Origin of the sequence: Bacillus sp. ISL-4, assembly GCF_018613275.1 — a bacterium.
GTDB lineage: Bacteria > Bacillota > Bacilli > Bacillales > DSM-1321 > Peribacillus > Peribacillus simplex_E.
Genome location: NZ_JAGGQN010000041.1, coordinates 24,570 through 49,053, shown reverse-complemented (window position 1 = coordinate 49,053; position 24,484 = coordinate 24,570). Strand labels below are relative to the sequence as shown.

Genomic DNA, 24,484 nt, shown 5'->3' with positions numbered 1-24,484 from the left:
ATATTTAATAAGAATATAATAGGTCGCCGATTTTCCCGTTTGTCATTTTCTCGGAAAAATAGGCGTGAAGGATTTCCGTTTCATCCAACGAGCCGCTCTCTTTCCCGTTTTTCATGATGATGACGGGGTGTTTACAACCGCGTTGAAACAGTTCCAGCACTTTATAAATCGGTTCTTGTGAATCCACCGAGATTGGCTTCAGTTTCGCCAAATCATTCGTATGCCCGTAATGGCGCTGCAAAAGAAAGCGGATGAAAGCATAATACCTCTGCCGCCATTCCATGACGAGTGAGAGACTTATGAAAAAGATGATGAGCCAGATGTTCAAATTGAGCGGATCCAGAATGATCCAGGTCAAAAAAGCCAGGATAGCGAATACTGCAGAAAAGTGAAGTGTATGTTTCTGCGCTTCCAGAAAGGTGCAGTATAGGGATACACCGATGAATAGCAGCCGTCCCCCGTCCAAGGGCCAAATTGGCAGCAGATTAAAAATCAGCAGCATAAGATTCATATACAAAAAGGGCTGATACAGCTCATATGGAATGATAGAAAAGAAATAGAGCAAAAAAGCTGCACCAATGAGCCAAACATGTTGAAGCGGACCGGCAAGCACTACCGCCAAATCCTCCTTCAAACTCTTATTTCCGTACTCCTCAGTCTCGACAGCCCCCCCAAAAGGAAGCAGCTGAATTGACTTTATCCGCCATTTGAAATGCTGGGCACAGACAGCGTGCCCCATTTCATGAATGAAGACGATGAGCAACAGCATCATCACTTCAACGAAATGGGCAGTGAGGATGGCGATGCCAATGACAAACCACAATGTCGGGTGCACCCTGATTTTAAACAGTAATTTCCCGTATTCACTCAAAGGAAATCACCTTTTTAGGATCGACGAAAGCATCATTTTCTTTTATCGCCAAATAAAATCTGCCCTTGGATCCATCTTCACTTAGTGTAACCTGTCCGACTTCATTGCCCTTTTTAACGAACTCATACAATTTCACATCAATTCCTTCCAGCTGCCCATACCAAGATTCACTTTTATTGGCATGCTGAATGACGACCGTCTTTCCAATCCCCTCCTTTTCACCGGCAAAAATGACTACCCCTTCATTGACGGCCTCGACCTTTGAGCCTTTGCTCGTTTCCAATATGATTCCCTCACCGTTCGTCTCGAAGTTTTGGGTAATCTTCGCAGAGGCTGGCATTGCATATTCTCCATTCGAATCAACAGTTTCCTTATCGGCTTCATTCGGTAAAAAAGCGATCGGTTTACCAAACGCACTTTCATACCAGTTGGAGATTGAAGCGAATTGAAATTCCTTGTTCATGTTCTCCGTGACAAAACTTCTGGCAGGGTCCAGCCTCACAGAAGGGTGTTTGAACATCACAGCGATAATCAAGAACAGGCATACACTGGCAAGGATTTTAAAGAAAAAATATTCTTTCTTGAAGAGCGGATGATCTTTCTCGGAATACCCGTTATATGAATCAATCCCATATGGTTCCTCATTGTTGATCTCCGTCCAACTACTGCCACCTGCCGGTTTATCATTGAACTTGCGTCTCTTGGCGATACGATTTCGGATATCTTTCCTGCGATCATCCATTCCAGATTTCCCCCCTGCTCATGTCAAAGCGCTATATTACAACGTATGAGCAACTTGTCCAGACTATGACGGAGAAAAGATTTTCTTTCTGCACATCCCTGAAAAATTTTTTTCCAATGAAAAATCATCCGGAAACTTATGAATTCCCAAGGAGATTCGGGTATTGATTCAGAAAATCGAATAATTGAGATTGATATTGTTCCCCGAAATTTGTTATAATAAAGTGGTTTTAACATTATTGAGGGGGAACATTTTTTTATGTCAATCGAAATAGGCAGCAAAGTACAAGGTAAAGTAACAGGTATCACTAATTTTGGAGCATTCGTAGAATTACCAGGAGGCTCAACAGGTCTTGTGCATATCAGTGAGGTAGCAGATAGCTATGTAAAAGACGTAAATGACCATCTTAAAGTAGGCGACCAAATTGAAGTAAAAGTGATTAGTGAGAAAGACGGAAAAACTGCCTTGTCCATCAAAAAGGCTATAGATAGACCCGAAGGGCAAACCTCTTCTTATACCAAACGCCCACCACGCCAAGGGGATAGCCGTTCTAAAGACTTTCGTTCAAAAGGTAATTTCCAACCAAAGGAAAATTTCGAAGATAAAATGGTTCGCTTTTTAAAGACTAGTGAAGAAAATTTATCGACTCTTAAACGCAGCACCGAATCAAAACGCGGCGGCAGAGGTGGAAGACGCGGATAACCCGCGCTGCATTTTTAGCATATAGATCAGGCAGGCCAGTATATGGCTTGCCTTTTTTATTTTGCAAGAAGCATAAAAAAAAGCGAGGGCATCAAATGCTCCCCGCTTCCTGACAAAAGAATATAGATTTACCGCACGCTAAAGAATTTTTTCAATTTGGACATGAAGCCCTTTGGTTCGCTGCCAATTGGAGTCAAGGGTACAGATTCACCAAGGATCCTTCTGGCAATGTTCCGATAGGCAAGCGAAACTCTATTGTCTGGATTATAGGCAATGGGTTCCTTTTTATTCGCTGCCACGATGACTTGGTCATCATCAGGAATGACGCCGATCAAATCAATCTTAAGAAAATCGGCAACTCCATCGATATCCATTTCTTCATCCTCATGTAGCAAATGGCCGCGTATCCGGTTGATGATCAATTGAGGCGGTTCAATATGCTCTTCTTTTTCAAGCAAGCCAATAATACGGTCTGCATCCCTGACAGCCGGTCTCTCTGCAGTCGTAACGATGATTGCCTTATCCGCTCCAGCTATGGCGTTCCTGAAGCCCTGTTCAATGCCTGCAGGGCAATCAATGATGACATAATCATAGTCAGGCTTCATATCGCCTATGAGTTTCCTCATCTGCTCTTCATTCACCACTGTTTTATCACTATTTTGTGGAGCTGGAAGCAAATAAAGCAAATCCTCGAAATGTTTATCCTTAATGAGCGCCTGGTGTAACTTACAGCGCCCTTCGACCACATCGACCAAATCATAGATGATGCGATTTTCCAATCCCATGATCACATCCAAATTCCGAAGACCAATATCCGTATCAATCAAGCAAACCTTCTTGCCTAGAAGAGCTAAAGATGTTCCTAAATTGGCGGAGGTGGTCGTTTTCCCGACACCACCCTTACCGGATGTTATAACTATTGCCTCTCCCACGATTAGAGACCCCCTTCTAATCTATTTAAATTAGGTCTATATTTCTTTAAGACTTGCAGTTTTTCTATAATGATATTTTCTTCTTCATCCATGAAGGCGCATTCCAAGTCATGTCCCCATTTCGTATATTGGTCAGGAGATAAATTCACTTGTCCGGCAATGCGCAGTTGGGCAGGCTTCATGACAGAGGCTGCTATTATGGCCTCATTATTCCCTTTATAACCGGCATGGGCTATTCCCTTTAGCTGTCCCATGATATATATGTTGCCACCCGCACGAACCGTTCCGTCGGGATTGACATCCCCAATTAAAAGTAAGTCTCCGGGAACTTCAAAAACCTGTCCCGACCTTATGACCTTGGTCACGGTCGTCACTTGGTTTTCATCTTTCCATCGTTTCGCTTCATCCTTCGTCAGGACATTCGAAATCATCTCATCCACGAAAAGCTTCTTCTTTTTATGGATGACCTCTTTAATCTTTTCTTCTTGTTGTTCATCAAGATAGCGGTTCCCTGTATGTACTTTTACGGAAATGGACGGGTCATTTTCTTGAAACTGATAGTTTGCCGAAAGCTTCACTTCTAACTCTTTCAATAATTCGGAAAATGAGCAAGAATCATCGAGATGAAGCATAAACCCGTCTTTTGTTCCCTTAATCATGACATTTTGCTGAATTCTTTTATTCATGACGTTTGTTTCACCTCAATGAAATATAATTCGACATAGGAAAACAAATTTCCTTTTTCTACGTACACGGAAAAGAGAAAATACATTTCCCACCTGCTTCTTAAGACACAGGAACGTTATTCCGTTTCTCTTTGCAAATCAAGCTTTTCAATCATTCTCTTTAAAGGATAGCAGCTGATGATAATGAACGCTAGATTCAATAATAATGTCGGAATCAATCTCCGTTCCGCAAATTCACCAAATCCCATATCTGCAAAAGATAGGATGATATTCATCTGAAAAATGACGACCTCTAAAATTGCCGTGAATAAAAGCGCAGTAAGGCAGGCAATCAAAATATTATTTTGCAGGATTTTCATACTTTTCGATATCAGATAGGCAAGAAAAGGCAGCAGGAACATGTAAGTCCCAAGGATTTCCGTATATACAACATCATAAGTCAACCCAAGAATCGCCCCATAAAGCATACCCATTCTCCTGGACCCGTACATGGTCAGGAAAAAAACGAAAATCATCATGAAATGGGGCACGAGGATTTTATCGGACCCGAATGCATCTCCAGCAAACATCTGGGCGAAGATGCTTTCAAAAACAAAAAAAACCAAGGCTATAAAAGAAAGGATGAAATATCTCACTCAGCTTCATCCTCCCCTTCACTTTCTTTCGGTACACCGTTCACTTCGCGCTGAACGACCATAACATTATTAATATCATAAAAATCCGTCGAAGGTTCAATATATGCGGTCTGGTTCAATCCATATTGATCCACTTTGACATCGACAACTTTCCCGATCAGCAGACCTTTCGGAAAGATCCCTCCATAACCGGATGTGATGACCAATGAATTTTTCTTGATCTTTTTATCATATGGAATCCGTTTCATCAGCAAAAGGTTCTTTTTATCATCGAATCCTTCAATCAAGCCATATGCTTTATCATCACCTTGAACGATGGCTGAGACACGGTTGGCCTTATCGATCGAACTTAAAAGTTGAACCGAGGCCGTGAAATCCGTCGCTGATTTCACCTTACCGACTAACCCATTGGACGTGATGACTGCCATGTTTTTTTCTACCCCATTACGCTTCCCTTTATTGATTGTCAGCATTTCATGCCAGCGGTCGGGATTACGTCCAATGACCGTAGCCTGAGTGGGCGAATACTTCCGCAGGTCATCTTCTTTTTTGAGGTTATCGCGAAGTTCTTCATTTTCTTCCTTTAAATCTTGAACTTGGGTTTTCAATAATACATATTCATCCAAGCGGGCTTTCAATTTTTTGTTTTCATCGTATGTATGTTGAAGGTCTTTTAAGCCCCCTACAAAACCTGTTATACCCGATACTGGCTTATTAAACACATTTCCTACCCAGCCTGTCGTATCTTTCAGGAATTGCTCCGGCCAAGTCAACTCTTCTCTCTCCCTTAATGAAAAACCGATCAATGCCACGAGAACGATAATACTAACGAGCAAGAGAAGGAGCTTTTTATTAAAAAACTGTGGCATGGTGATTGCACCTCTATCTAAAATTTACTCTATGGTTTTAAAATTACACTTTGATTTAATTAAACTGCAAAACATAAGAAAAACCGGCTCAAAATTGCACCTTTTGTTGAGCCGGCCCTATTTGAGAAGTAATGCTTATCGGGAATCTCTTGATTTAGTCTTGAATAAATGAATGTGGTCAAGCGCTTTTCCCGTTCCGATTGCAACACAATCCAGCGGATTTTCAGCGATGATCACCGGCATTTGCGTTTCTTCACTGATGACTTTATCCAAATTGCGCAGCAAAGCACCCCCGCCTGTCAATACAATGCCTCTGTCCATGATGTCAGCGGCTAATTCAGGTGGTGTTTTCTCTAACGTGTTTTTCACGGAATCCACAATTGCAGAAACTGTGTCGCTTAATGCTTTGGATATTTCCTCAGCTGTGATTTCGATTGTTTTCGGTAATCCAGTCAATAGGTCACGTCCACGAATTTCCATGTTTTCGACGCCTTCCGTGTCTCCAGCAGAACCAATTTCCATTTTGATCGCTTCAGCAGTCCGCTCACCGATCATCAAATTGTAGTTCTTACGGATGTAAACGATAATGGCATCATCCATTTCGTCACCGGCAATACGGATCGATTGGCTTGTAACGATTCCGCCAAGGGAAATGATTGCCACTTCCGTCGTTCCTCCGCCGATATCAACGACCATGCTTCCTGTAGGCTCCCAAACCGGAAGGTCTGCACCGATCGCTGCTGCAAACGGTTCTTCTATAGGATATGCGTCACGGGCTCCAGCTTGTCTAGCTGCATCGATGACTGCACGCTGCTCAACTGCCGTAATTCCAGAAGGCACACAAATCATGACATATGGCTTGTTGCCGAATACGCCCTTCTTTTGAGCTTCCTTCATATAGTACTTCATCATGGTAGCCGTCGTTTCATAATCAGCAATTACTCCATCCTTCATCGGGCGAAGGGCAACCACGTTACCAGGTGTACGGCCGATCATGTTTTTCGCATCGTTTCCGACTGCAACGATTTGCTTTGTATCTGTTTGCACAGCTACAACCGATGGTTCACGTACCGCGATACCTTTTCCTTTCACATAAACAAGCGTATTCGCCGTTCCTAAATCAATCCCTATATCTCTAGCGCCAATTCCAAACATTATGGTATCTCCCTTTCGTAAACAAAAATGCCTTTTTATAAGTTCAAATAATAATTTGTCGTTTTTTGACAATAAGACCCTTTGAAAAAGTTTCCTCTTTTAAAAATCATAAACAATATTATATCGTATCGTCAAAAATTTTGATAGTGTCATAAATAACCTTTTTCCTTCAAACTAACATATTTATGTTCCCCGATAATGATGTGGTCCAATATTTCAATCCCGATTATTTTACCACATTCGACTAACCTTTTCGTCACTTCAATATCTTCTCTGCTGGGAGAGGGGTCTCCGGAGGGGTGGTTATGAAGACAGATGATAGAGGCAGCGGACCTTTTGAAAGCCTCTTTAAAGACCTCGCGCGGATGCACGATCGAGGCATTGAGGCTGCCGATGAATACCGTAGTTTTTTGAAGCACTTGATTTTTCGTATTTAAATAGAGACAGACGAAATGTTCCTGTGATAAAAACCGCATTTCTTCCATGCAATAATTGGCTCCATCTTCAGGAGATCGAATCACATAACGGTCTTGATCATTCAAATTGTTAATTCTCCTGCCAAGTTCGACAGAGGCCAGGATTTGAATCGCTTTTGCTTCACCAATCCCTTTGATCACGGTCAGCTCTTCCACAGAGGCTTCTTTTAGCAAGCGCAGGCCCTTGAAGGCATTGATGAGCCTGCCGGATAGTTGCAGGACTGATTCCTCCCTTGATCCCGTCCTGAGTAGCAAAGCAAGCAATTCCTGATTGGAGAGACTTTGCGGCCCGTCCTGCAGAAACCTTTCGCGCGGCCTCTCTTCTTTCGGGTAATCCCGTATTAACATTTTTTCGCTCAAAAGATCAACCCTTCCTTAGAAAAGGGAAGATGCCAGACGAAATCAAATTATCTTATCCTAACTCTTCCTGCATCGCTTTAAGTTCCCGGGCCAGTCTTGAGACCGGAAGCCCGACGACTGAGAAATAGTCCCCTTTGATTTGTTCGACAAGAAGAGATCCGTATCCTTGAATCCCATAGCCGCCAGCTTTGTCAAAGGGTTCACCGCTATCCAGATAACGTTCGATTTCAGCTTCTGGCAGCTCCCAAAATGTCACTTCCGTTTTTTCTGCGAATACTCTGCGATGCTTGCCGAATAGGATGGCGACACCTGTGTATACTTCATGTGTCCGTCCTGATAACATTTCCAGCATTCTTTTTCCATCCGCCCGGCTTGTCGGCTTACCCAATATCTCACCATCAAGGACAACAACCGTATCCGAGCCGATCACCCAGCTTTCCTGAAATTTTGCTGCGATTGCTTCCGCTTTACGGGAGGCAAGTTCTTTCACCGCTGCATCAGGACACATGTTTTCATCAATACTTTCATCGACATTGGAATTCATGCTTTCAAAGGGGATTTGAAGAAATTGTAGAAGTTCTTTACGACGTGGTGATGAAGAAGCTAAAATCAATGGCTGCATAATATAAAAGTCACCTTTCTTTACATAGGGAGATACAATATCTATCCTATCAAATTATGTTGCAATCCACAATTATTGTTTACTAGGAATCGACAAATGCCTGTAAGTATTTCCCGGAAAATAAAAAAGGTGTCACAGATGGTTTCATATTGGGGAGCTTGTGCCATTAGGCAGCTCCCCTTTTTTTCTTTACTTAACTCGATATGTTTTGGAAATTCAATAAAAAACCAAGCAGACTTTCTTGAGCCTGGAATAACTTTTCTTCATTTTTGGAAGTCCCATATTCGTCAATCGACTTTGCGGCAGCAGTCAGGTCATCGTTCATTTTCGAAAACTCCGGCGATAATTTCACCGCCTTCAGTTCATCCATGTTTTTTTTCAGGGTTTCTTCGTTTACCGTCCCTCCCTTTCCACGAAGCTTTGTTGCGGATGTTTCTGCCAACGAAGCGTATACTGCCTTCATCTTATCGAGGGTTTTCTCATCTTCCTGGCTTGTCCCGGCCGCTTCAAAATTGATTTCCTTCCAATATACGTCCACATCATAGGACTTTAAGAACAAGGCCAGCTCCTTACTTGCAGCTAGACTCTCTGCCGATCCCAAGAATAGATAATAGCTGTCTTCCAATTTGAAAATTTCAGCAGGAACCTGCTTTTCAATGATTTTCTTTTGTATTTGCCTTGCTGCATCCTCGCTGCTAAATACTCCTCCCTGTACAAGGAATGTCTTCAGCTGGTTTCCTGGTTCAGTCACTGCCGCTTTTTTATCCTCAACAGTGGCTTCCGTTGGAATCGGGGTCTCGACCGAAGATACTTCTGCTTTTTCCTTTGTAATCGTTTTAACGGCGATCAAGCCAAGAATCGACCCAAAAAAGACGGCACAAATGACAGCAATCATGAATGTCTTGATCGGTCTGTTATCCGAGCTTTTCAGCGAACTGGTGCCGAAACCGATGAACTTCGGCATTTTCTTCTTCGGCGGTGAGGGAACCAATACGATTTTGTTTTCGTTTGAATCCTCAGGGAGTATCCATTCGAAACTCTCATCCGTGTGTTCCTGCTCCTTACTCGCCGCCTCTTGACTTTCAATCTTTTTATCTGGAAATACTTTTTCTTCCCCATTTATTTTAATCGTTACACCCTTGCTTTGTTCCGGCTTGCCCAATTTTTTTCCTCCCCTCCAGATCATTTTGTTCATCCTAACATAGAGGTAAAAAAAAATAACAAGACTTTTGTCGTCTTGTCATTAATAGGTTTCGTCAAATTTCCCTAATCATATATGGGTAACCAAACGGGATATCCAGGTACTGGTACTTCCGGTTCATGAACCATTCAATATCGCCCCTCACCAATTACATACATTCCTCTTTCATGCCATCTTCACTTGCAGCCATTTGGGGATCGTTCCCTACTTTGCTATTGTTCCGGTGATTTTTGACAAATTCCTCTTGGATTAGGATGGCCCTTTAAGCTCATCTTAAAAAAGTTACATACCAATGTAAAAGGGCATCGCCCCAAAAATAAGCAGTCAATGTCCCAAAAACGATATAAGGTCCGAAAGGAAAAAGTGTTTTCTTTTTTAGGATTCCGGTCAGCAATCCGATGATGCCAAGGAATGCCCCATAAAAACACGCAAAAAGAAACGATAATAGCACCATCTTCATTCCCAGTACAAAGCCAATCACTGCAAATAGCTTGATATCACCGCCACCCATGCCACCCTTACTCACGACAGTGATCAATAGCAGCAGGCTAAAGCCAACCGCTGCCCCGACAATTGAATCCCACCAGGGCGACAGCGGAAATGAGACTCTTAAAACGATAAAAATCACCGTAAAGAAAAGCAGTATTTTATCAGGTATGAGCATATAGGCGACATCAGTCACGAAGATGATCATAAATAATGAAATCAATGTCCAGCCAATCAGGAGTTCGTTCGACCAGCCAAGGAATATGGGGGCAGAGGTAAACAAAACACCGGTCAGCATTTCCACTGCCGGATAAAGGGGTGAAATCCTTGTTTTACAGCCACGGCATTTCCCTTCTTGCAACATATAAGAAATAACCGGTATCAACTCGAAGAATGTCAATGTACGCCCGCAAGAAGGGCAGGCGGAGCGACGATTTGCAAATGAATGACTAGCTGGAACACTTAAACCGACAACGTTGAAGAATGAGCCTAAAATTAAGCCCAATACGAAGAGATAGATATGGATTACCATCATTTATACAAAGTGCATGGGGATTCGATTGCCTTTCTTTGAAACCCTAAAAGTCCCTTCCGTTATGTAATAATCACTTCGGTTCTTCATGATTATCATTCCTCCCGTTATTTTATTAAGTAGATTCTACTATTCATCAGTCAAATAGAATCAATATATAAACATATTTTAACAAATATACTTGGTGATTTGTTATCAATCACTCTAATAGCGTTTTTTCTTTTCAAGAGACTCTGTTTACAAGAGAAAAGGACCTTTGAAAAGATCCCTTTCCCAGACTGTAGACAAACTCGATGAAAACCGAGTTTGTCTACAGTTTCTATAGGCGTTTGTGCAATTTGAACGTTGATTGGAACGTGAGGCACTCGCTTTCCGCGGGCGGTCCGTGAGCCTCCTCGGCGCCTTTGCGCCTGCGGGGTCTCCCCTGGACTCGCTGTTCCCGCAGGAGTCTCGAACACCCGCTCCAATCAACATTGTTTTAACTTATAGATAGAACCCTTTTGCCTAAAGTCTTTATTGTTTAAAAAATGGAATTAATAAAACTTGAGGTGAAGAGGATGCTTTCTAAATATGCATTCGGGAAAATTAATTAGTCCGCCGGTAAAGGCACATCCCTTTAGGCATCTTCTTTGATTAGGAACTCCCTTACAAGTGAAAGGAAATGAAGGGACCCTGTGATAACAAGGATCTCTTTTCCCCTTGTTTTCCTTCTGCCTTCCGTTATTGCCGCCTGCCAATCCCTGTTTATCCTTTTATTTGGATGACTGCACTTTTCATAAAGCGTTTTCGCATCCGCCGCCCGTTCATGGTCGAATTCGGTAATGATGATTTCCATCGCTTCCGTTTCCAGTCCATGAAGCATCTCGGAATAATTTTTATCTTTAAATGAACTGAATATGAATCGGTACTTATAGTCAGGGTAATGCACTTTTAGCGTTTCCTTCAGTACGTCGATGCCGGCAGGATTATGTGCACCATCAATGATCACCAACGGCTCATCCGATATTTTTTCAAAGCGGCCATCCCATTTCGCTCCCCCTATTCCTTTAAGTATGCTTTTTTCATCGATATTTTCCATTCCTAATGTGACAGCAGCAATGGCCAGTGCCGCATTCTCCATTTGATGACGGCCTAACATCCGCATTTCCACATTTTCGATGGACCTGTCTGCAAGCGAAAAGGAGAAACTTTGCCCTCGTTCACTTTGCTTTATTTTGCCTACATGAAAGTCTTTGCCTAATTGGTAATAAGGTACGCCTAATGACGACGCTTTTTCTTCAATTACTTTTGCTGGTTCCCCGGCTGTGACTCCGCTGATGATCGGCGCACCGCTTTTAATGATGCCCGCCTTCTCAAAAGCAATTTCCCCAAGTGTGTTTCCCAGGATGTTCGTATGTTCCAAAGAAATCGAGGTAATGATCGAAAGAAACGGCTGGATGACATTCGTTGTATCGAGCCTGCCTCCCAAACCGGTTTCCATCAAAACCAAATCCACTTCCTTTTTGCTAAAATAAGAGAATGCCATCGCAGTCAAAATTTCGAACTGAGTGGGACCATTACCCTCCCTGTCCATCTCTTGGATGATCGGCCAAAGCTCCCGGAAGACAGCGATAATATCCTTATCACTGATTTCATCCTCATTTATCTTCAGCTGCTCATTCATCCGTATTAAATAAGGCGAAGTGAAGGAAGCGACCCGAATGCCTTGGGCAAGCAGGATTTCTTTAATATATTGCAGTGTTGATCCTTTCCCGTTGGATCCTGCAATGTGAATATACTTTAGCGCCTTATGCGGGTCACCTAATTCAGTTAACAATGCTTCCATCCGTGATAGGCCAAAATTCATGCCCAATTGAACTTGGCGCCGTTCAAAAAAATGATTGATTTCTTTCATGGTTGTAACCATAATCGTTGAGCCTCCTCTTTCTTTATACCGCTCTTATGCGTTAAGATTATTTTATCAATATATGAACGATTAACCTAGATGAAAGGTAGTGTTTTACTATGAAACCTTCAGATTTCCACTGTTGGATTGTCGTTAACGGCTATTTACAGCATGATAAGTTTTCCAGTTTGGCTTTGTTCATTAAAGAGGCGGCTGAAAGGAAAGATATCATGGCAACCCTTATCCGCAATTCAGATCTCATTCCCATTATCGAAAAAGGGGTGCCACTGCTTAAAGGTGCCTTTGATAAGCTGCCTGACTTTGTCCTATTCATGGATAAAGACATTCATTTGGCGCGCCATTTGGAATTGCTCGGCATCCCCGTATATAACAGCAGTACAGCGATCGATATTTGCGACAGCAAAGCAAAAACACATCAAGCATTGACCGGGCATGGCATACCGATGCCGAAAACCATATTTCCCCCTTTTACGTACGAAGGGATTGAAAGGGTCAATATGGATGCTTTCATACAAATCGGCAATGAACTTGGGTATCCCCTTGTCGTTAAAGAAGCATACGGTTCTTTTGGGGAACAAGTATATTTAATCCAAGCAGAGGATGAGTTACTAAAGACGATCCGTAATCTTGGCCACAAACCATTTATACTCCAGGAATTCATCGAGCACAGCAAAGGTCGGGATATTCGTGTGAATGTCGTGGGCAATCAAGTCATAGCAGCGATGCAACGCCATTCCGAGCAAGACTTCCGAGCTAATATGACTGCCGGGGGGCAGGCTGCACCATATATACCCACAAGTGAAGAAGCACAACTTGCCATCCGATGTGCACAAATACTGGGTGCCGACTTCGCTGGCGTCGATTTGTTGTTCGGTGAAGAAGGTCCGCTTTTGTGCGAAGTGAATTCGAATTCGCATTTACTGAATATTTATGAATGTACAGGCATCAACATCGCTGATAGCATGTTCGATTATATCTTTAAAGAATTAGGAAAAGGAAGTGCATCTAATGAAAAAACAAGCAGGCTGGTTGATTTATAACCGTGAGGATGCCTTGAAAAACAAGGGATACATAGATTGGATGCTTGACGAAGCAAGTAAGCTTAATCTTGATTTACACTTTCACTTTCGGGAAGACCTTAGGATCGGTCATCGTTTCAACGAGTTGTACGTGGAACATGGGACACAGCCAATTTCATTGCCGGACTTTGCTATCGTCCGGACCATCGACCCTTTTTTTACAAAGCAACTTGAGCAACTGGGGATTGCTTGCTTTAACTCCTCCTTCGTATCGGAAATCGCGAATGACAAAGCAAAGACGCATCAATATTTGTCCTCGCTCGGGATTCCAATGGCCGATACCGTATATTGTAACGGGAGGCCGAGTGCCGATGACATGGAGTTCCCTTTCATTGCTAAGGAAACACGTGGCCGCGGCGGGAAACAAGTATATTTAATCGAGCATGCCGATGATCTTGCCGAACTGAATGATGGACATTGGATAGTCCAAAAACCTGGCTTATTCGGTAGGGATATCCGCGTCTTTGTGGTTGGAAAAAAAGTGAAGGCTGCTGTACTTAGGGAGTCCGCTTCCAGTTTCAAGGCAAATTATACGCTGGGCGGATCGGCTTCTCTATATGAGCTGACTGCTTCTGAATTAGCCCTTGTTGAAAGAGTAATGAGGTCATTTGATTTTGGCATGGTCGGTATCGATTTCATATTTGCGGAAGATGGCAGCCTCATGCTCAACGAAATCGAGGATGTCGTCGGCAGCCGGACATTAAGTGCACTAAGCGATATGAATATCGTACGGGAGTACCTTACATTCATAAAAGAAAGAATATCCCCCTAACGGAATATTTTTCTTAAATAGCGTTTAAACACAAAAAGGATGAACCGGCTTCAAGCTGGTTCATCCTTTTGTTTTATAGTTGTTTCAGTTCACTGATCCTGTGGATTACAGAGTCGCGTTTTTCGCTATAATCTTTTTCCTTGGCACGTTCTTCTTCGATGACGCTTGCCGGTGCCTTTTTAACGAAGCCCTCGTTGCCCAATTTTTTCTGTACGCGCTCAACTTCTTTATTAAGTTTGTCGAGTTCTTTTTCAAGACGTTTCACTTCTTCGTCAATATTGATCAGTCCTGTAAGCGGAAGGATTAGCTCTACGCCAGTTACGACAGCTGTCATGGCTTGAGCAGGTTCTTCGACTTCGATTCCGATCGTCAATTGCTCAGGATTACAGAAACGCTCGATATAGCTGCTGTTTTTCTGTAATGTCCCTAAAATGGACTCATCTTTCGCTTTTAAGATCAAATTGATTTTTTTGCTTAGCGGTGTGTTCACCTCAGCACGGATATTACGGACAGAGCGGATGATTTCAACCAGCAGCTTCATTTCCTCGGCTGCAGCTGTATCCGTCAACCCTTCATTCACTTCCGGCCAAGCAGCAACAGTGATGGACTCACCTTGATGCGGTAGGTTCTGCCAGATTTCTTCGGTAATGAATGGCATGAACGGGTGTAACAATCTCATCGTGTTATCCAGTACATAAGCCAAGATCGAGCGCGTCGTTTTCTTAGCTGCTTCGTCTTCGCCATATAGTGGAAGCTTCGCCATTTCAATATACCAGTCACAGAAATCATCCCAAATGAAGTTGTAAAGCACACGGCCCACTTCACCAAACTCATAACGGTCCGCAAGTCTGGTTACGTTTGAAATCGTTTCATTCAAACGCGTCAAGATCCATTTATCAGCTACAGACTTCTCACCGCTTAAATCGATTTCTTCATAAGTCATGCCGTTCATGTTCATCAAAGCAAAACGGGATGCGTTCCAAATCTTATTGGAGAAGTTCCAAACCGCTTCCACTTTTTCCGTGCTATAACGAAGGTCCTGGCCTGGCGAGCTGCCCGTGGATAAGAAGTAACGCAGCGAATCGGCACCGTATTGATCGATTACATCCATCGGATCGACACCATTGCCAAGCGATTTACTCATCTTGCGCCCCTGTTCGTCACGAACCAGACCGTGGATCAGCACATCTTCAAATGGACGTTCACCCGTGAACTCAAGAGCTTGGAAAATCATCCGCGATACCCAGAAGAAAATGATATCATAGCCTGTCACAAGTGCCCCGGTTGGATAGTAGCGTTGGAAATCGACACTGTCCTTGTCTGGCCAGCCCATAGTCGAGAACGGCCATAATGCCGAGCTGAACCATGTATCAAGAACATCTGTATCTTGTTCCCAGTTTTCAGCGTCCGCAGGCTCTTCGTGACCTACATACACTTCACCTGTATCTTTATGGTACCAGGCTGGAATGCGGTGACCCCACCAAAGCTGACGGGAAATGCACCAGTCACGGATATTTTCCATCCAATGCAGGTACGTTTTTTCGAAACGGTCCGGTACGAAATGAACTTTTTCCTCATCGGTTCCTTTTTGAAGCTCAACGGATGCATCAGCCAAAGGCTGCATTTTAACGAACCATTGAGTCGAAAGATATGGTTCAACAACAGCACCGCTTCTCTCTGAATGGCCGACTGAGTGAAGGTGATCTTCGATTTTGAAAAGTACTCCTTCTTCCTGAAGGTCCTTGACGATTTGTTTCCGGCATTCAAAACGGTCCATGCCGTCATATTTACCGGCCTTTTCATTCATAGAGCCATCTTCATGCATGACAAGGATGCGTTCCAAATCGTGACGGTTCCCGATTTCGAAGTCATTCGGATCATGAGCCGGAGTAATTTTGACCGCGCCTGAACCGAATTCCATATCGACATAATCATCACCGACAATCGGGATTTCCCGGCCTGTAATTGGCAAGCGGACCATTTTGCCGATCAAGTGTTTATAACGGTCATCTTCAGGGTGTACAGCAACAGCAGTATCGCCAAGCATCGTTTCTGGACGGGTGGTGGCAATTTCAATTTCACCTGATCCGTCAACCAAAGGATATTTCATATGGTAAAATGCGCCCTGCACATCTTTGTAAATAACCTCGATATCGGATAACGCCGTTTTCGTTGATGGATCCCAGTTGATGATGTATTCGCCGCGATAAATCAAGCCCTTGTTATAAAGCGAAACAAACACTTCGCGCACAGCCTTTGAAAGCCCTTCATCAAGAGTGAAGCGTTCACGTGTGTAATCAAGTCCAAGACCGAGCTTCGACCATTGTTCACGGATATGGCTCGCATATTCCTCTTTCCATTTCCATGTCTCTTCGACGAATTTTTCTCGCCCAAGGTCATAACGGCTCACGCCTTCAGCACGAAGTTTCTGTTCTACTTTCGCTTGAGTGGCGATACCGGCATGGTCCATGCCCGGTAACCATAAAACGTCATAGCCTTGCATCCTCTTCATGCGTGTCAATATATCTTGAAGCGTCGTATCCCAAGCGTGGCCAAGATGAAGCTTACCTGTCACGTTAGGCGGCGGGATGACAATCGTATAAGGTTCTTTTTTATCGTCACCCGTCGTTTCGAAAAACTTTCCATCAAGCCACCATTTGTAGCGGCCTTTCTCTATCGTCTGCGGATCATATTTAGTCGGCATAGAAATTTGGTTCTCTTCCATAACATTTCCTCCTTTTTGGGCATAAAAAAAACTTCCATCATCATAAAAGGACGAAGGAAGTTGTTCGCGGTGCCACCTTTTTTCCGAAAAATAAAAAAATCTCTTTCGGCTCTCAATATCGGATAACGGCTCTTCACCGGCCTTCGCTACTAAGAGGTTCACGAAGACTGCTCGCGGACGACTTCGGATGCTGCTGCCTGGAAACCTCGCACCAATTTGGTTTCCTCTCTGAAAAGTGCATTTCATCTTACTATTTCCGGTCTTTGCATTGATTTATATTCATATGTAAAATCATTGAATGCATATAGTATATAGTACAAAAAACATGGGGCTCCAGTCAATCATCTTTTCGCTTACTTTCTGAGGAATCATCCCATTTGATACAAATCAAGTTCATATTCTTTATTTTATCCTCCAGGAACAGTGAATGTGACGGCTGTTTCACCTGTTTCACCTTTTCCACTGCCCACCCATAGAATAAAAAGAAGTCCTAAAAAGGAAGGTAATAATATGAAGCGAAGATATACTCCCTATACTTTACCGCCTTGGGTGAAGAAATTCCGCGGTGTCTGCCAGCAGTTCATCTTCCCCTTTATTGTGTTCCAAGGATTACGTACGCTGATTTTCCCGACTTTCTTCGATATGCTCCTGCTAATCGCCTTTATTTTCCTGGCCATGTCTTTGTATTTCGACTGGATTTAAGTATTCCCTTACAGCAAAAAAATATACATGACTGGAGATAATCCAATCATGTATATTTAGCTTGAGGGTGATTGTTCTTCTTTGGCAGCCTCGGCAGCAGCCTTTTTCTGCTGTTCGATTTCTTCGATTTTCATCACCATATATTCAATATTTTTCAAAAGCCAAAATTGCCGCTGCAGTTGTGTAACATTATCAAGCTCTGAACGATGACCCCTGCCATCTGAGTAACCCTTCACTAATTCCAAAGCTGACCCAGGGAATGCCAGATAACTTTGCATGAGCAGCAATTCTTCTTCTTTCAACGGAAAATAACGAAAATAGTTATATAGCCAGTCAACGCAGTCATCGCATTGGACAGGATAGGTCCTTGCCGATTTAACGAGAAATGGCAGTAAATCAAAATGCGGCGGAGCCGTATTCGAATTCTCAAAATTGATGAAGTAGCCATATCCCCGCTCATCATAAACGAAATGCTTCATGGAAACCTTTCCGTGCGTGACCACGGTTCGAACCTTTTCACTATCCTTCGTTTTTTCATACCAGGTTTCAAACTTCTTGATCGAGTACTTCAGCGCTTGTGAAATATCAGTGTAGAAAGAACAAACCGTCAGTTCGAATGGAGACATATACCACTTCTTTTCACAGCTGACAATATACTCATCCATAAAGTCCTTCTCGTTATTCCAGGCATCAAGCGTCCGCTCATAATGGGCTTCCCGTTCCTCGATATCCACTTGTATTTCCTTAACGGAAAGTGTATGCATCCGAGCAAGCTCCCTGAACATTTGCTTATGTTTTTCATCGCGCTCCCCGTCCCCTTCATTATTGAGCCAGGGCATCAGGTAATACAAACGTCCATTATGAAGAACGGCGTAACGCTGATCCATCGTTTGATAAATGGGAACGATCCGGTTATAGCCTCGATGGTACAATTTTTGAACATTTTTGATAAAATCAATGCCATTCTGCGGTAACATGGATTTCAAGGCAAATGTACCGCGATCACTGTATATTTTTTTTACACGTCCGAAGTCCTCAATATATTGTACATACATGGCATATTCCTTCAATACGGTCTCCGCGTCCCGATCCCGATTGGCAGGCTGCTGATTCTCGTTTTCCCTCACGAGACTCACTCACTTTCTCTAAAAAAACTAAACGATCCGATTCCTCTAGCACCTAAAAAACAGGAGCAGACCATATGCTCTGCTCTCTGTCCTGGTCAATTCTTATATGCAACAGCCTTCGGTATATAGATGACTTGCCCTTCATGGACGTTCTGATTCGACTCCAATTCATTGCTGAAAAGTATCGATTGAACCGTAACATCATATCGTTGAGCCAAGTCATCAAGCGTTTCCCCTTGCTGAACAATGCAAACCTTCATTCTTACCAGTTCTTCTTCTTGTTTCCGTCCGAATAAATCCATGATGGATAGCTGCTTTTCATCATGATCGGCCGTTTCTTTATCATCACGTTCCGCGGCTTGTTTCCTGCCTTTGAAATTCTTACCCTCCTTAGCCGGAGGCGCAGGTCTTTCCCTCTTTTTGAATAGATCGCTTATGGACGAATTGAATTCCTCTTCCTGCTCCACCTTCACATTCTCATTAAGGATAGGACCCGCTGCAACGTCATTTTCTCCCTGCCGGATGACATCCTCGGTTTCAAAATTTGAAACTGGGCTATTTTGATGCTTGGTAGCATGACTTGGCTCTTCTACTACTTCTTCTCTCAATGTCACCTTAGGAATCTCCATCTTCTCCATGGAATCCTGCCTGCTTGGTACTTCCTCCAGTTTCGCCTCTCCCATTGAAGGTACCTTTTCCGTGGATTCAGGCGGATCGCCAATTACATCTTCTTCTACAGCTTCTTCCTCTCTATGCACTTCCGTTTCCCACTCCTCCTCTTCAGGATACGGTGAAACGGGCATTTCAAAAACTGGGGCATTATGCTGATCGCTTAAATAAATCGGTTCCTCTTCTTCTTCTTCGTTTGCTTCAGAAACTCGTTTTGCTTCTGCAGAAAAAGGCGTGTATAACTCTTCTTCCTCCTCATCGCGGAAAACAGGCTGAAAGTCCGGGATTGGCGGCACTGCAGCTGCATAAGGAATATATGACTCATTCTCCCCATCCGTTTCTTCCTGTTCCTCTGTTTCCCCAACTTCCTGGTCGGTATCGAAACGTTCTTCCACATATGAATCATTATAGATTCCGGTTATCAAAAGGTCCGCCTGCAATTTCAAACAGTTATGCTCTGGCATGGCATAATCAAAGCTTTGAATCGAGACATCTACCTCATCCAATGAGGCAATCCGATTATTCGGAATCGTTATATCAACCGGAAAACGGTGTGTGAACTCATTAAGTCCATCGAGATGCCTCTCGACCTTTTGAACCGCTTTTGGCAAAAAGGTCTGCGAAAACTCCTCTTCTTCACCATTTTGCGAGCCTTTGTATTCACCGCTTAAATCTAACGAGCCTCGTATATAAACATATTGATCACTTTCTTGAATCGCCACATTTGGATCAAGGGAAATGGAATATAGCTCAGCCACTTCCTGTCCCTTCTGGAACCAAACGGATTCCTCTAAAGAAAATCGTAAATACGATTCATTTTCTTGCGACAAGACAACTCCTCCTTTCAGCTTCAGGAAACGGTACCTATACCAATATCAATCTATGAAGGAAGGAAGCTGATTATTCCTTCATTTCATTTGCAATACTCCTTATATTAGCCCTTTAAAAAGAAGGAGATTCAATTTTCAGGCTGAAATTAAGCTGGATTGTAACAATCGGCCCGGCCTATCTTCATTCGGGACTTCTACCAATTAATTCGTCCTCCTAGCTTTTGATTCGTTTCTTCCATTTACTGATTAAATTCAAAAAAACTGGCTACCTTTCTCCAAAAGTTTTTGGAAAAATGGTAGCCAGTTCAAATTTATTATTATCGAATATAGCGGAAATTCATGAAGCCTTGCATCATTATTTCAATTTTGCAAAAGCCTGTTCTGCCGCTGCAATGGTCTTTTCGATATCTTCATCACTATGTGCAGTGGAAAGAAATAAACCTTCAAACTGTGATGGCGGCAAGTAGATGCCTTGATTCGCCATTTCCCTATAGTAAGAAGCAAAGAATTCTAAGTCGGATGTTTTAGCTGTATCATAGTTTACGACTTCTTCATTAGTAAAGAAAAGTCCAATCATGGAACCGGCACGGTTGAATGTATGGGGAACTCCGTACTTTTCCGCTGCTTCGCCAATTCCTTTTTCGAGCATATCCCCTTTTCGGGTGAACTCATCATAGGATTCTGGAGTCAATTGGCTCAGCGTTTCAAGGCCAGCCGTCATCGCAAGAGGGTTACCAGACAATGTCCCTGCTTGATAGATTGTCCCACTTGGGGCAATTTGTTCCATGAATTCACGCTTGCCTCCGAATGCTCCGACAGGCAAGCCGCCGCCAATTACTTTCCCAAGGCAAGTCAGATCAGGAACGATGCCAAAATAGCCTTGTGCACAATTATAGCCCACACGGAACCCTGTCATAACTTCGTCAAAGATCAATAGAGCCCCGTATTGGGTCGTCACTTCACGTAAGCCTTCGAGGAAACCAGGTTGTGGCGGAACCACGCCCATGTTCCCTGCAACAGGTTCTACGATGATACAAGCGATGTCTTCGCCAAATTGTTCAAACGCATATTTGGTGGCAGCAAGATCATTATATGCTACGGTAATCGTATTTTTTGCAATGCCTTCCGGTACTCCAGGGCTATCCGGTAAACCTAATGTTGCAACGCCTGAACCCGCTTTGATTAGCAATGAATCGCCATGGCCATGATAGGAACCTTCGAATTTCAGGATTTTATCACGGCCTGTAATGCCTCGTGCCAGCCTTAGTGCACTCATCGTCGCTTCAGTTCCTGAAGATACCATCCGGATCATTTCAATCGAAGGCACCCGTTCAATGACCAACTTGGCCAGTTCATTCTCTATAAGCGTAGAAGTTCCAAAGCTTGTACCTGTTTCCGCTACCTTTTTCAATGATTCCACGACACGGTCATTCGTGTGACCCAGGATAAGCGGTCCCCATGAAAGAACATAGTCGATATATTCATTTCCATCGATATCATACATTTTTGAGCCTTTTCCACGCTCCATGAAAATGGGATCCATATCCACAGATTTGAAGGCACGCACCGGGCTGTTCACGCCGCCTGGCATCAAATTTTTTGCTTCGGCAAACGCTTTTTTCGATTTTTCATATGACCGCATGATTCAATCCCCTTTTTCCATTACAGGTTATATTTTTTATATCATTGATTATCTTCGTTTATCCAGCGTGCTACCTCTTTTGAAAAATACGTAATGATCAAGTCGGAACCTGCGCGTTTCAAGCCTGTCAGCATTTCCATCACTATCGCTTTTTCATCAATCCAGCCATTTTGGGCAGCAGCCTTAACCATTGAATATTCACCGCTGACATTATAGGAAACAACCGGAAGATTAAAGTTATTCTTAACGTCCCTGATGATGTCCATGTAGGAAAGGGCTGGTTTCACGATTAGGAAGTCCGCACCTTCAGCAACATCGGATTCAGCCTCACGGAACGCTTCAAGGCGATTGGCGGGATCCATTTGGTAAGTTTTCCTGTCACCAAATTGTGGCGCACCATTCGCAGCATCACGGAATGGGCCGTAAAAGGCCGAAGCATATTTCACCGCATAGGACATGATCGGAATATCTTCATAACCCGCTTCATCTAGTCCTGTACGGATAGCCGCAACGAAACCGTCCATCATATTGGAAGGCGCAATAATATCGGCGCCGGCCTCTGCCTGGCTGATTGCCGTTTTGGCAAGAAGGTCAAGAGAAGCGTCATTGAGGATTTTTTCCCCTTCAACGACCCCGCAATGGCCATGGCTTGTATACTCACAAAGGCAGGTATCCGCAATGACAATAACTTCAGGATATTGTTTTTTAATAAAGCGGGTTGCCGCTTGCACAAGTCCGTTGTGATGAAATGCCCCTGTGCCCTGTTCGTCCTTATCATGATCAAAAGGGACACCGAATAAAATGACTGATTTAATTCCCAGACTCACGACTTCATCCATTTCGGCCCCCAGATTATCCATGGATAGCTGATAGATGCCTGGCATAGAGTTGATTTCATTTTTCACATTTTCCCCGTCGATGACGAAGATCGGATAGATCAAATCCTCTTTATGCAATTGTGTTTCACGGACTAATGCCCTCATGCCAGCACTTGCACGCAAGCGGCGGTGGCGATTGAATGGAATGTTTTTCATTTTAAAGTTCCTCCCTTTTTACTTCTTTTTAAGATGAAGCGTATTAACTCCGCAACCATGGCATCCGTCGTATAAACATCTGGACAGACATCGACGGATAGCCCATGTTTTTCAGCCGTTTTAGCGGCAATCGGCCCGATGCAGGCGATGATGATCCGATCTATGTATGTATCCAATTCATGGCGTTTCATGATCTGTAAAAAATGATTGACTGTCGATGAACTCGTAAAGGTGATGATGTCGATTTCATGGTTCTTTATAAGATGCACCAGTTTTTTTTCACTGCTTCGGGGAAGCACTGTATGATAAATAATCACTTCATCACAGGATGCACCAGCTTCATTGATCGCCTCCGCAATGACCGCCCTTGCGAGATTTCCCTTTGCCAGCAGCACGCGTGACCCCGGACCAAGCCGGGTATTGAACTCCGCCACGAACCCTTCGGCAACAAACTGAGCTGGAACGAAATCCGCCTTATATCCATGCCGTTTCAGGGCCGCTTCTGTTTTGGAGCCGATTACTGCTATTTTCGGAAGCTTCAAAGGCTGGTTTCCAAGTAGCTTAAAGAAGAAATCCACCCCATTTTGACTGGTCAGAATGATCCAGTCATATGTAAGCAACTCTTCTAACCGCTGTTGTACATCTTCCATATGATCAGGAAGAGTGAACTCAAGCAATGGCACAAGAAGCGGTGTTCCGCCATTTTTTTCGATCGACTCTTTTAAACCATCTGCCTGTCCTTTCCCTCTGGTGATTAATACCTGATAATCCTTAAGGGGTTGAACGGGATTCATTACTGATCAAGCTCTTCTTTTACGCGATCAATCAATTCTTTACCGCCCATTTCACTAATCTGTTTGGCAGCAGCATGCCCAACCGCCTCGGGATCAGCACCCTCAACCATTTCTTTATAAATCACCTTTCCATCCGGGGCAGCGACCAAAGCCGTCAACGAAACGGATCCATTATCTTTTGCCACCGCAAATCCGGCAATCGGCACCTGGCATCCGCCTTCCATTTTATCCAAAAAGGCACGTTCCGCTTCAACCGTTCTTTTCGTTTTTTCACAGGTCAATTTTGCAAGTTCCGCCAGCAGTTCTTTGTCGTCATCGCGGCATTCAATGGAAAGTGCTCCTTGTCCAACTGCCGGAATGCAAATATCCTCATCTAAAAATTCCGTTACGATGTCCTGCTCCCATCCCATTCTTGATAGTCCGGCCGCTGCTAAAATGATGGCATCATAATCTTCCGTTTTCAGCTTATTCAGACGGGTATCGATATTACCCCGAATCCATTTAATTTCAAGGTCCGGCCTTCTAGCCAAAATTTGCGCGCCACGTCGCAAGCTGCTTGTACCAATGATGGAACCGGGCTTCAGTTCGGAAAGGGTTTCATGATTCTTTGAAATCAAGGCATCCCGATGGTCCTCCCTCGGTGGTATGCAGCCAATCGTCAAGCCTGGAGGCAGCACAGCAGGCATATCTTTCATACTATGTACGGCCATATCAATTTCTTTATCAAGCATCGCTTGTTCGATTTCTTTAACGAATAAGCCCTTTCCGCCTACCTTGGAAAGTGTTACATCAAGGATTTGGTCACCCTTTGTGACAATTTCCTTCACCTCGAACTCGTATGGGACCCCAAGCTCTTTAAGTTGATCGATTACCCAATTCGTTTGGGTGATCGCTAATTTACTACGTCTAGAACCGACAATTATTTTTCTCATAGT

The 24,484-nt window shown here is 43.5% G+C and carries 23 protein-coding genes and 1 other annotated feature; of the genes, 4 read left to right on the top strand and 19 right to left on the bottom strand.

Annotation, left to right across the window (positions count from 1 at the left end):
* Nucleotides 1-4 precede the first annotated feature (4 nt).
* Complete coding sequence (locus tag J7J00_RS22240; RefSeq protein WP_214794674.1) at nt 5-871, bottom strand: M50 family metallopeptidase; 867 nt, start codon at nt 869-871, stop codon at nt 5-7.
* A complete protein-coding gene (locus J7J00_RS22235; RefSeq protein ID WP_098370074.1) occupies nt 864-1,613 on the bottom strand; it encodes a M23 family metallopeptidase in 750 nt (249 codons plus the stop codon). Before J7J00_RS22235 ends, J7J00_RS22240 begins: the two co-directional genes overlap by 8 nt.
* Nucleotides 1,614-1,871: 258 nt before the next feature.
* On the opposite strand from J7J00_RS22235, the gene J7J00_RS22230 reads away from it, so the two are divergent.
* Nucleotides 1,872-2,315, top strand: coding sequence for a S1 domain-containing RNA-binding protein (locus tag J7J00_RS22230; protein ID WP_034308861.1), 444 nt, complete (start codon nt 1,872-1,874; stop codon nt 2,313-2,315).
* A gap of 128 nt (nt 2,316-2,443) precedes the next feature.
* Here the strand turns inward: J7J00_RS22230 and minD are convergent, their stop codons facing one another.
* The 10 genes from minD to J7J00_RS22180 form a co-directional block, all read right to left on the bottom strand.
* Nucleotides 2,444-3,247 carry a septum site-determining protein MinD gene (gene minD, locus J7J00_RS22225; protein ID WP_214794672.1) on the bottom strand — a complete coding sequence of 268 codons (804 nt, stop codon included), beginning with the start codon at nt 3,245-3,247 and terminating at the stop codon, nt 2,444-2,446.
* A gap of 2 nt (nt 3,248-3,249) precedes the next feature.
* Nucleotides 3,250-3,933: a septum site-determining protein MinC gene (gene minC / locus J7J00_RS22220; RefSeq protein WP_063232834.1), complete on the bottom strand. Its 684-nt coding sequence runs from the start codon at nt 3,931-3,933 to the stop codon at nt 3,250-3,252.
* Between the two features lie 116 nt (nt 3,934-4,049).
* Nucleotides 4,050-4,568, bottom strand: coding sequence for a rod shape-determining protein MreD (mreD, locus tag J7J00_RS22215; protein ID WP_214794670.1), 519 nt, complete (start codon nt 4,566-4,568; stop codon nt 4,050-4,052).
* Nucleotides 4,565-5,437 (bottom strand): rod shape-determining protein MreC, encoded by an 873-nt coding sequence (gene mreC, locus J7J00_RS22210; RefSeq protein WP_214794668.1) that lies wholly within the window; start codon nt 5,435-5,437, stop codon nt 4,565-4,567. Before mreC ends, mreD begins: the two co-directional genes overlap by 4 nt.
* A 135-nt stretch (nt 5,438-5,572) precedes the next feature.
* Nucleotides 5,573-6,592, bottom strand: coding sequence for a rod shape-determining protein (locus tag J7J00_RS22205; RefSeq protein WP_034308871.1), 1,020 nt, complete (start codon nt 6,590-6,592; stop codon nt 5,573-5,575).
* 149 nt (nt 6,593-6,741) lie between these two features.
* Nucleotides 6,742-7,416, bottom strand: a complete 675-nt coding sequence (radC, locus tag J7J00_RS22200; protein ID WP_214794698.1) for a RadC family protein — start codon at nt 7,414-7,416, stop codon at nt 6,742-6,744.
* A 64-nt stretch (nt 7,417-7,480) separates the two neighbouring features.
* Nucleotides 7,481-8,050, bottom strand: a complete 570-nt coding sequence (locus J7J00_RS22195) for a Maf family protein (protein ID WP_192205958.1) — start codon at nt 8,048-8,050, stop codon at nt 7,481-7,483.
* 193 nt (nt 8,051-8,243) lie between these two features.
* A complete protein-coding gene (locus J7J00_RS22190; RefSeq protein ID WP_214794666.1) occupies nt 8,244-9,212 on the bottom strand; it encodes a hypothetical protein in 969 nt (322 codons plus the stop codon).
* A gap of 307 nt (nt 9,213-9,519) precedes the next feature.
* A complete protein-coding gene (locus J7J00_RS22185; protein ID WP_214794664.1) occupies nt 9,520-10,272 on the bottom strand; it encodes a prepilin peptidase in 753 nt (250 codons plus the stop codon).
* A gap of 613 nt (nt 10,273-10,885) precedes the next feature.
* On the bottom strand, nt 10,886-12,175 hold the full coding sequence (locus tag J7J00_RS22180; RefSeq protein WP_214794662.1) for a bifunctional folylpolyglutamate synthase/dihydrofolate synthase: 1,290 nt from the start codon (nt 12,173-12,175) through the stop codon (nt 10,886-10,888).
* A 98-nt stretch (nt 12,176-12,273) separates the two neighbouring features.
* On the opposite strand from J7J00_RS22180, the gene J7J00_RS22175 reads away from it, so the two are divergent.
* Both J7J00_RS22175 and J7J00_RS22170 read left to right on the top strand, forming a co-directional pair.
* A complete protein-coding gene (locus J7J00_RS22175) occupies nt 12,274-13,215 on the top strand; it encodes an ATP-grasp domain-containing protein (protein ID WP_214794660.1) in 942 nt (313 codons plus the stop codon).
* Nucleotides 13,184-14,026: an ATP-grasp domain-containing protein gene (locus J7J00_RS22170; RefSeq protein WP_214794658.1), complete on the top strand. Its 843-nt coding sequence runs from the start codon at nt 13,184-13,186 to the stop codon at nt 14,024-14,026. Before J7J00_RS22175 ends, J7J00_RS22170 begins: the two co-directional genes overlap by 32 nt.
* 73 nt (nt 14,027-14,099) lie before the next feature.
* Here J7J00_RS22170 and J7J00_RS22165 read toward each other — a convergent pair whose 3' ends face one another.
* Complete coding sequence (locus tag J7J00_RS22165; RefSeq protein ID WP_214794656.1) at nt 14,100-16,751, bottom strand: valine--tRNA ligase; 2,652 nt, start codon at nt 16,749-16,751, stop codon at nt 14,100-14,102.
* Nucleotides 16,752-16,794: 43 nt separating this feature from the next.
* Nucleotides 16,795-17,024, bottom strand: a binding site (T-box leader).
* 237 nt (nt 17,025-17,261) lie between these two features.
* Between J7J00_RS22165 and J7J00_RS22160 the strand changes: the two genes are divergently transcribed.
* On the top strand, nt 17,262-17,453 hold the full coding sequence (locus J7J00_RS22160; protein ID WP_098370063.1) for a hypothetical protein: 192 nt from the start codon (nt 17,262-17,264) through the stop codon (nt 17,451-17,453).
* Nucleotides 17,454-17,509: 56 nt separating this feature from the next.
* Here the strand turns inward: J7J00_RS22160 and ysxE are convergent, their stop codons facing one another.
* The 6 genes from ysxE to hemC form a co-directional block, all read right to left on the bottom strand.
* Entirely contained in the window at nt 17,510-18,580 is a 1,071-nt protein-coding gene (gene ysxE, locus J7J00_RS22155; protein ID WP_309487224.1) for a spore coat protein YsxE, read from the bottom strand.
* 95 nt (nt 18,581-18,675) lie between these two features.
* Complete coding sequence (gene spoVID, locus J7J00_RS22150) at nt 18,676-20,079, bottom strand: stage VI sporulation protein D (protein WP_214794654.1); 1,404 nt, start codon at nt 20,077-20,079, stop codon at nt 18,676-18,678.
* Between the two features lie 355 nt (nt 20,080-20,434).
* Nucleotides 20,435-21,721 (bottom strand): glutamate-1-semialdehyde 2,1-aminomutase, encoded by a 1,287-nt coding sequence (hemL, locus tag J7J00_RS22145; RefSeq protein ID WP_214794652.1) that lies wholly within the window; start codon nt 21,719-21,721, stop codon nt 20,435-20,437.
* A 41-nt stretch (nt 21,722-21,762) separates the two neighbouring features.
* Nucleotides 21,763-22,755, bottom strand: a complete 993-nt coding sequence (hemB, locus tag J7J00_RS22140) for a porphobilinogen synthase (protein ID WP_214794650.1) — start codon at nt 22,753-22,755, stop codon at nt 21,763-21,765.
* Nucleotides 22,752-23,549, bottom strand: a complete 798-nt coding sequence (locus J7J00_RS22135) for a uroporphyrinogen-III synthase (protein WP_214794648.1) — start codon at nt 23,547-23,549, stop codon at nt 22,752-22,754. Before J7J00_RS22135 ends, hemB begins: the two co-directional genes overlap by 4 nt.
* Nucleotides 23,549-24,481, bottom strand: coding sequence for a hydroxymethylbilane synthase (gene hemC / locus J7J00_RS22130; protein ID WP_214794646.1), 933 nt, complete (start codon nt 24,479-24,481; stop codon nt 23,549-23,551). Before hemC ends, J7J00_RS22135 begins: the two co-directional genes overlap by 1 nt.
* Nucleotides 24,482-24,484: the final 3 nt, after the last annotated feature.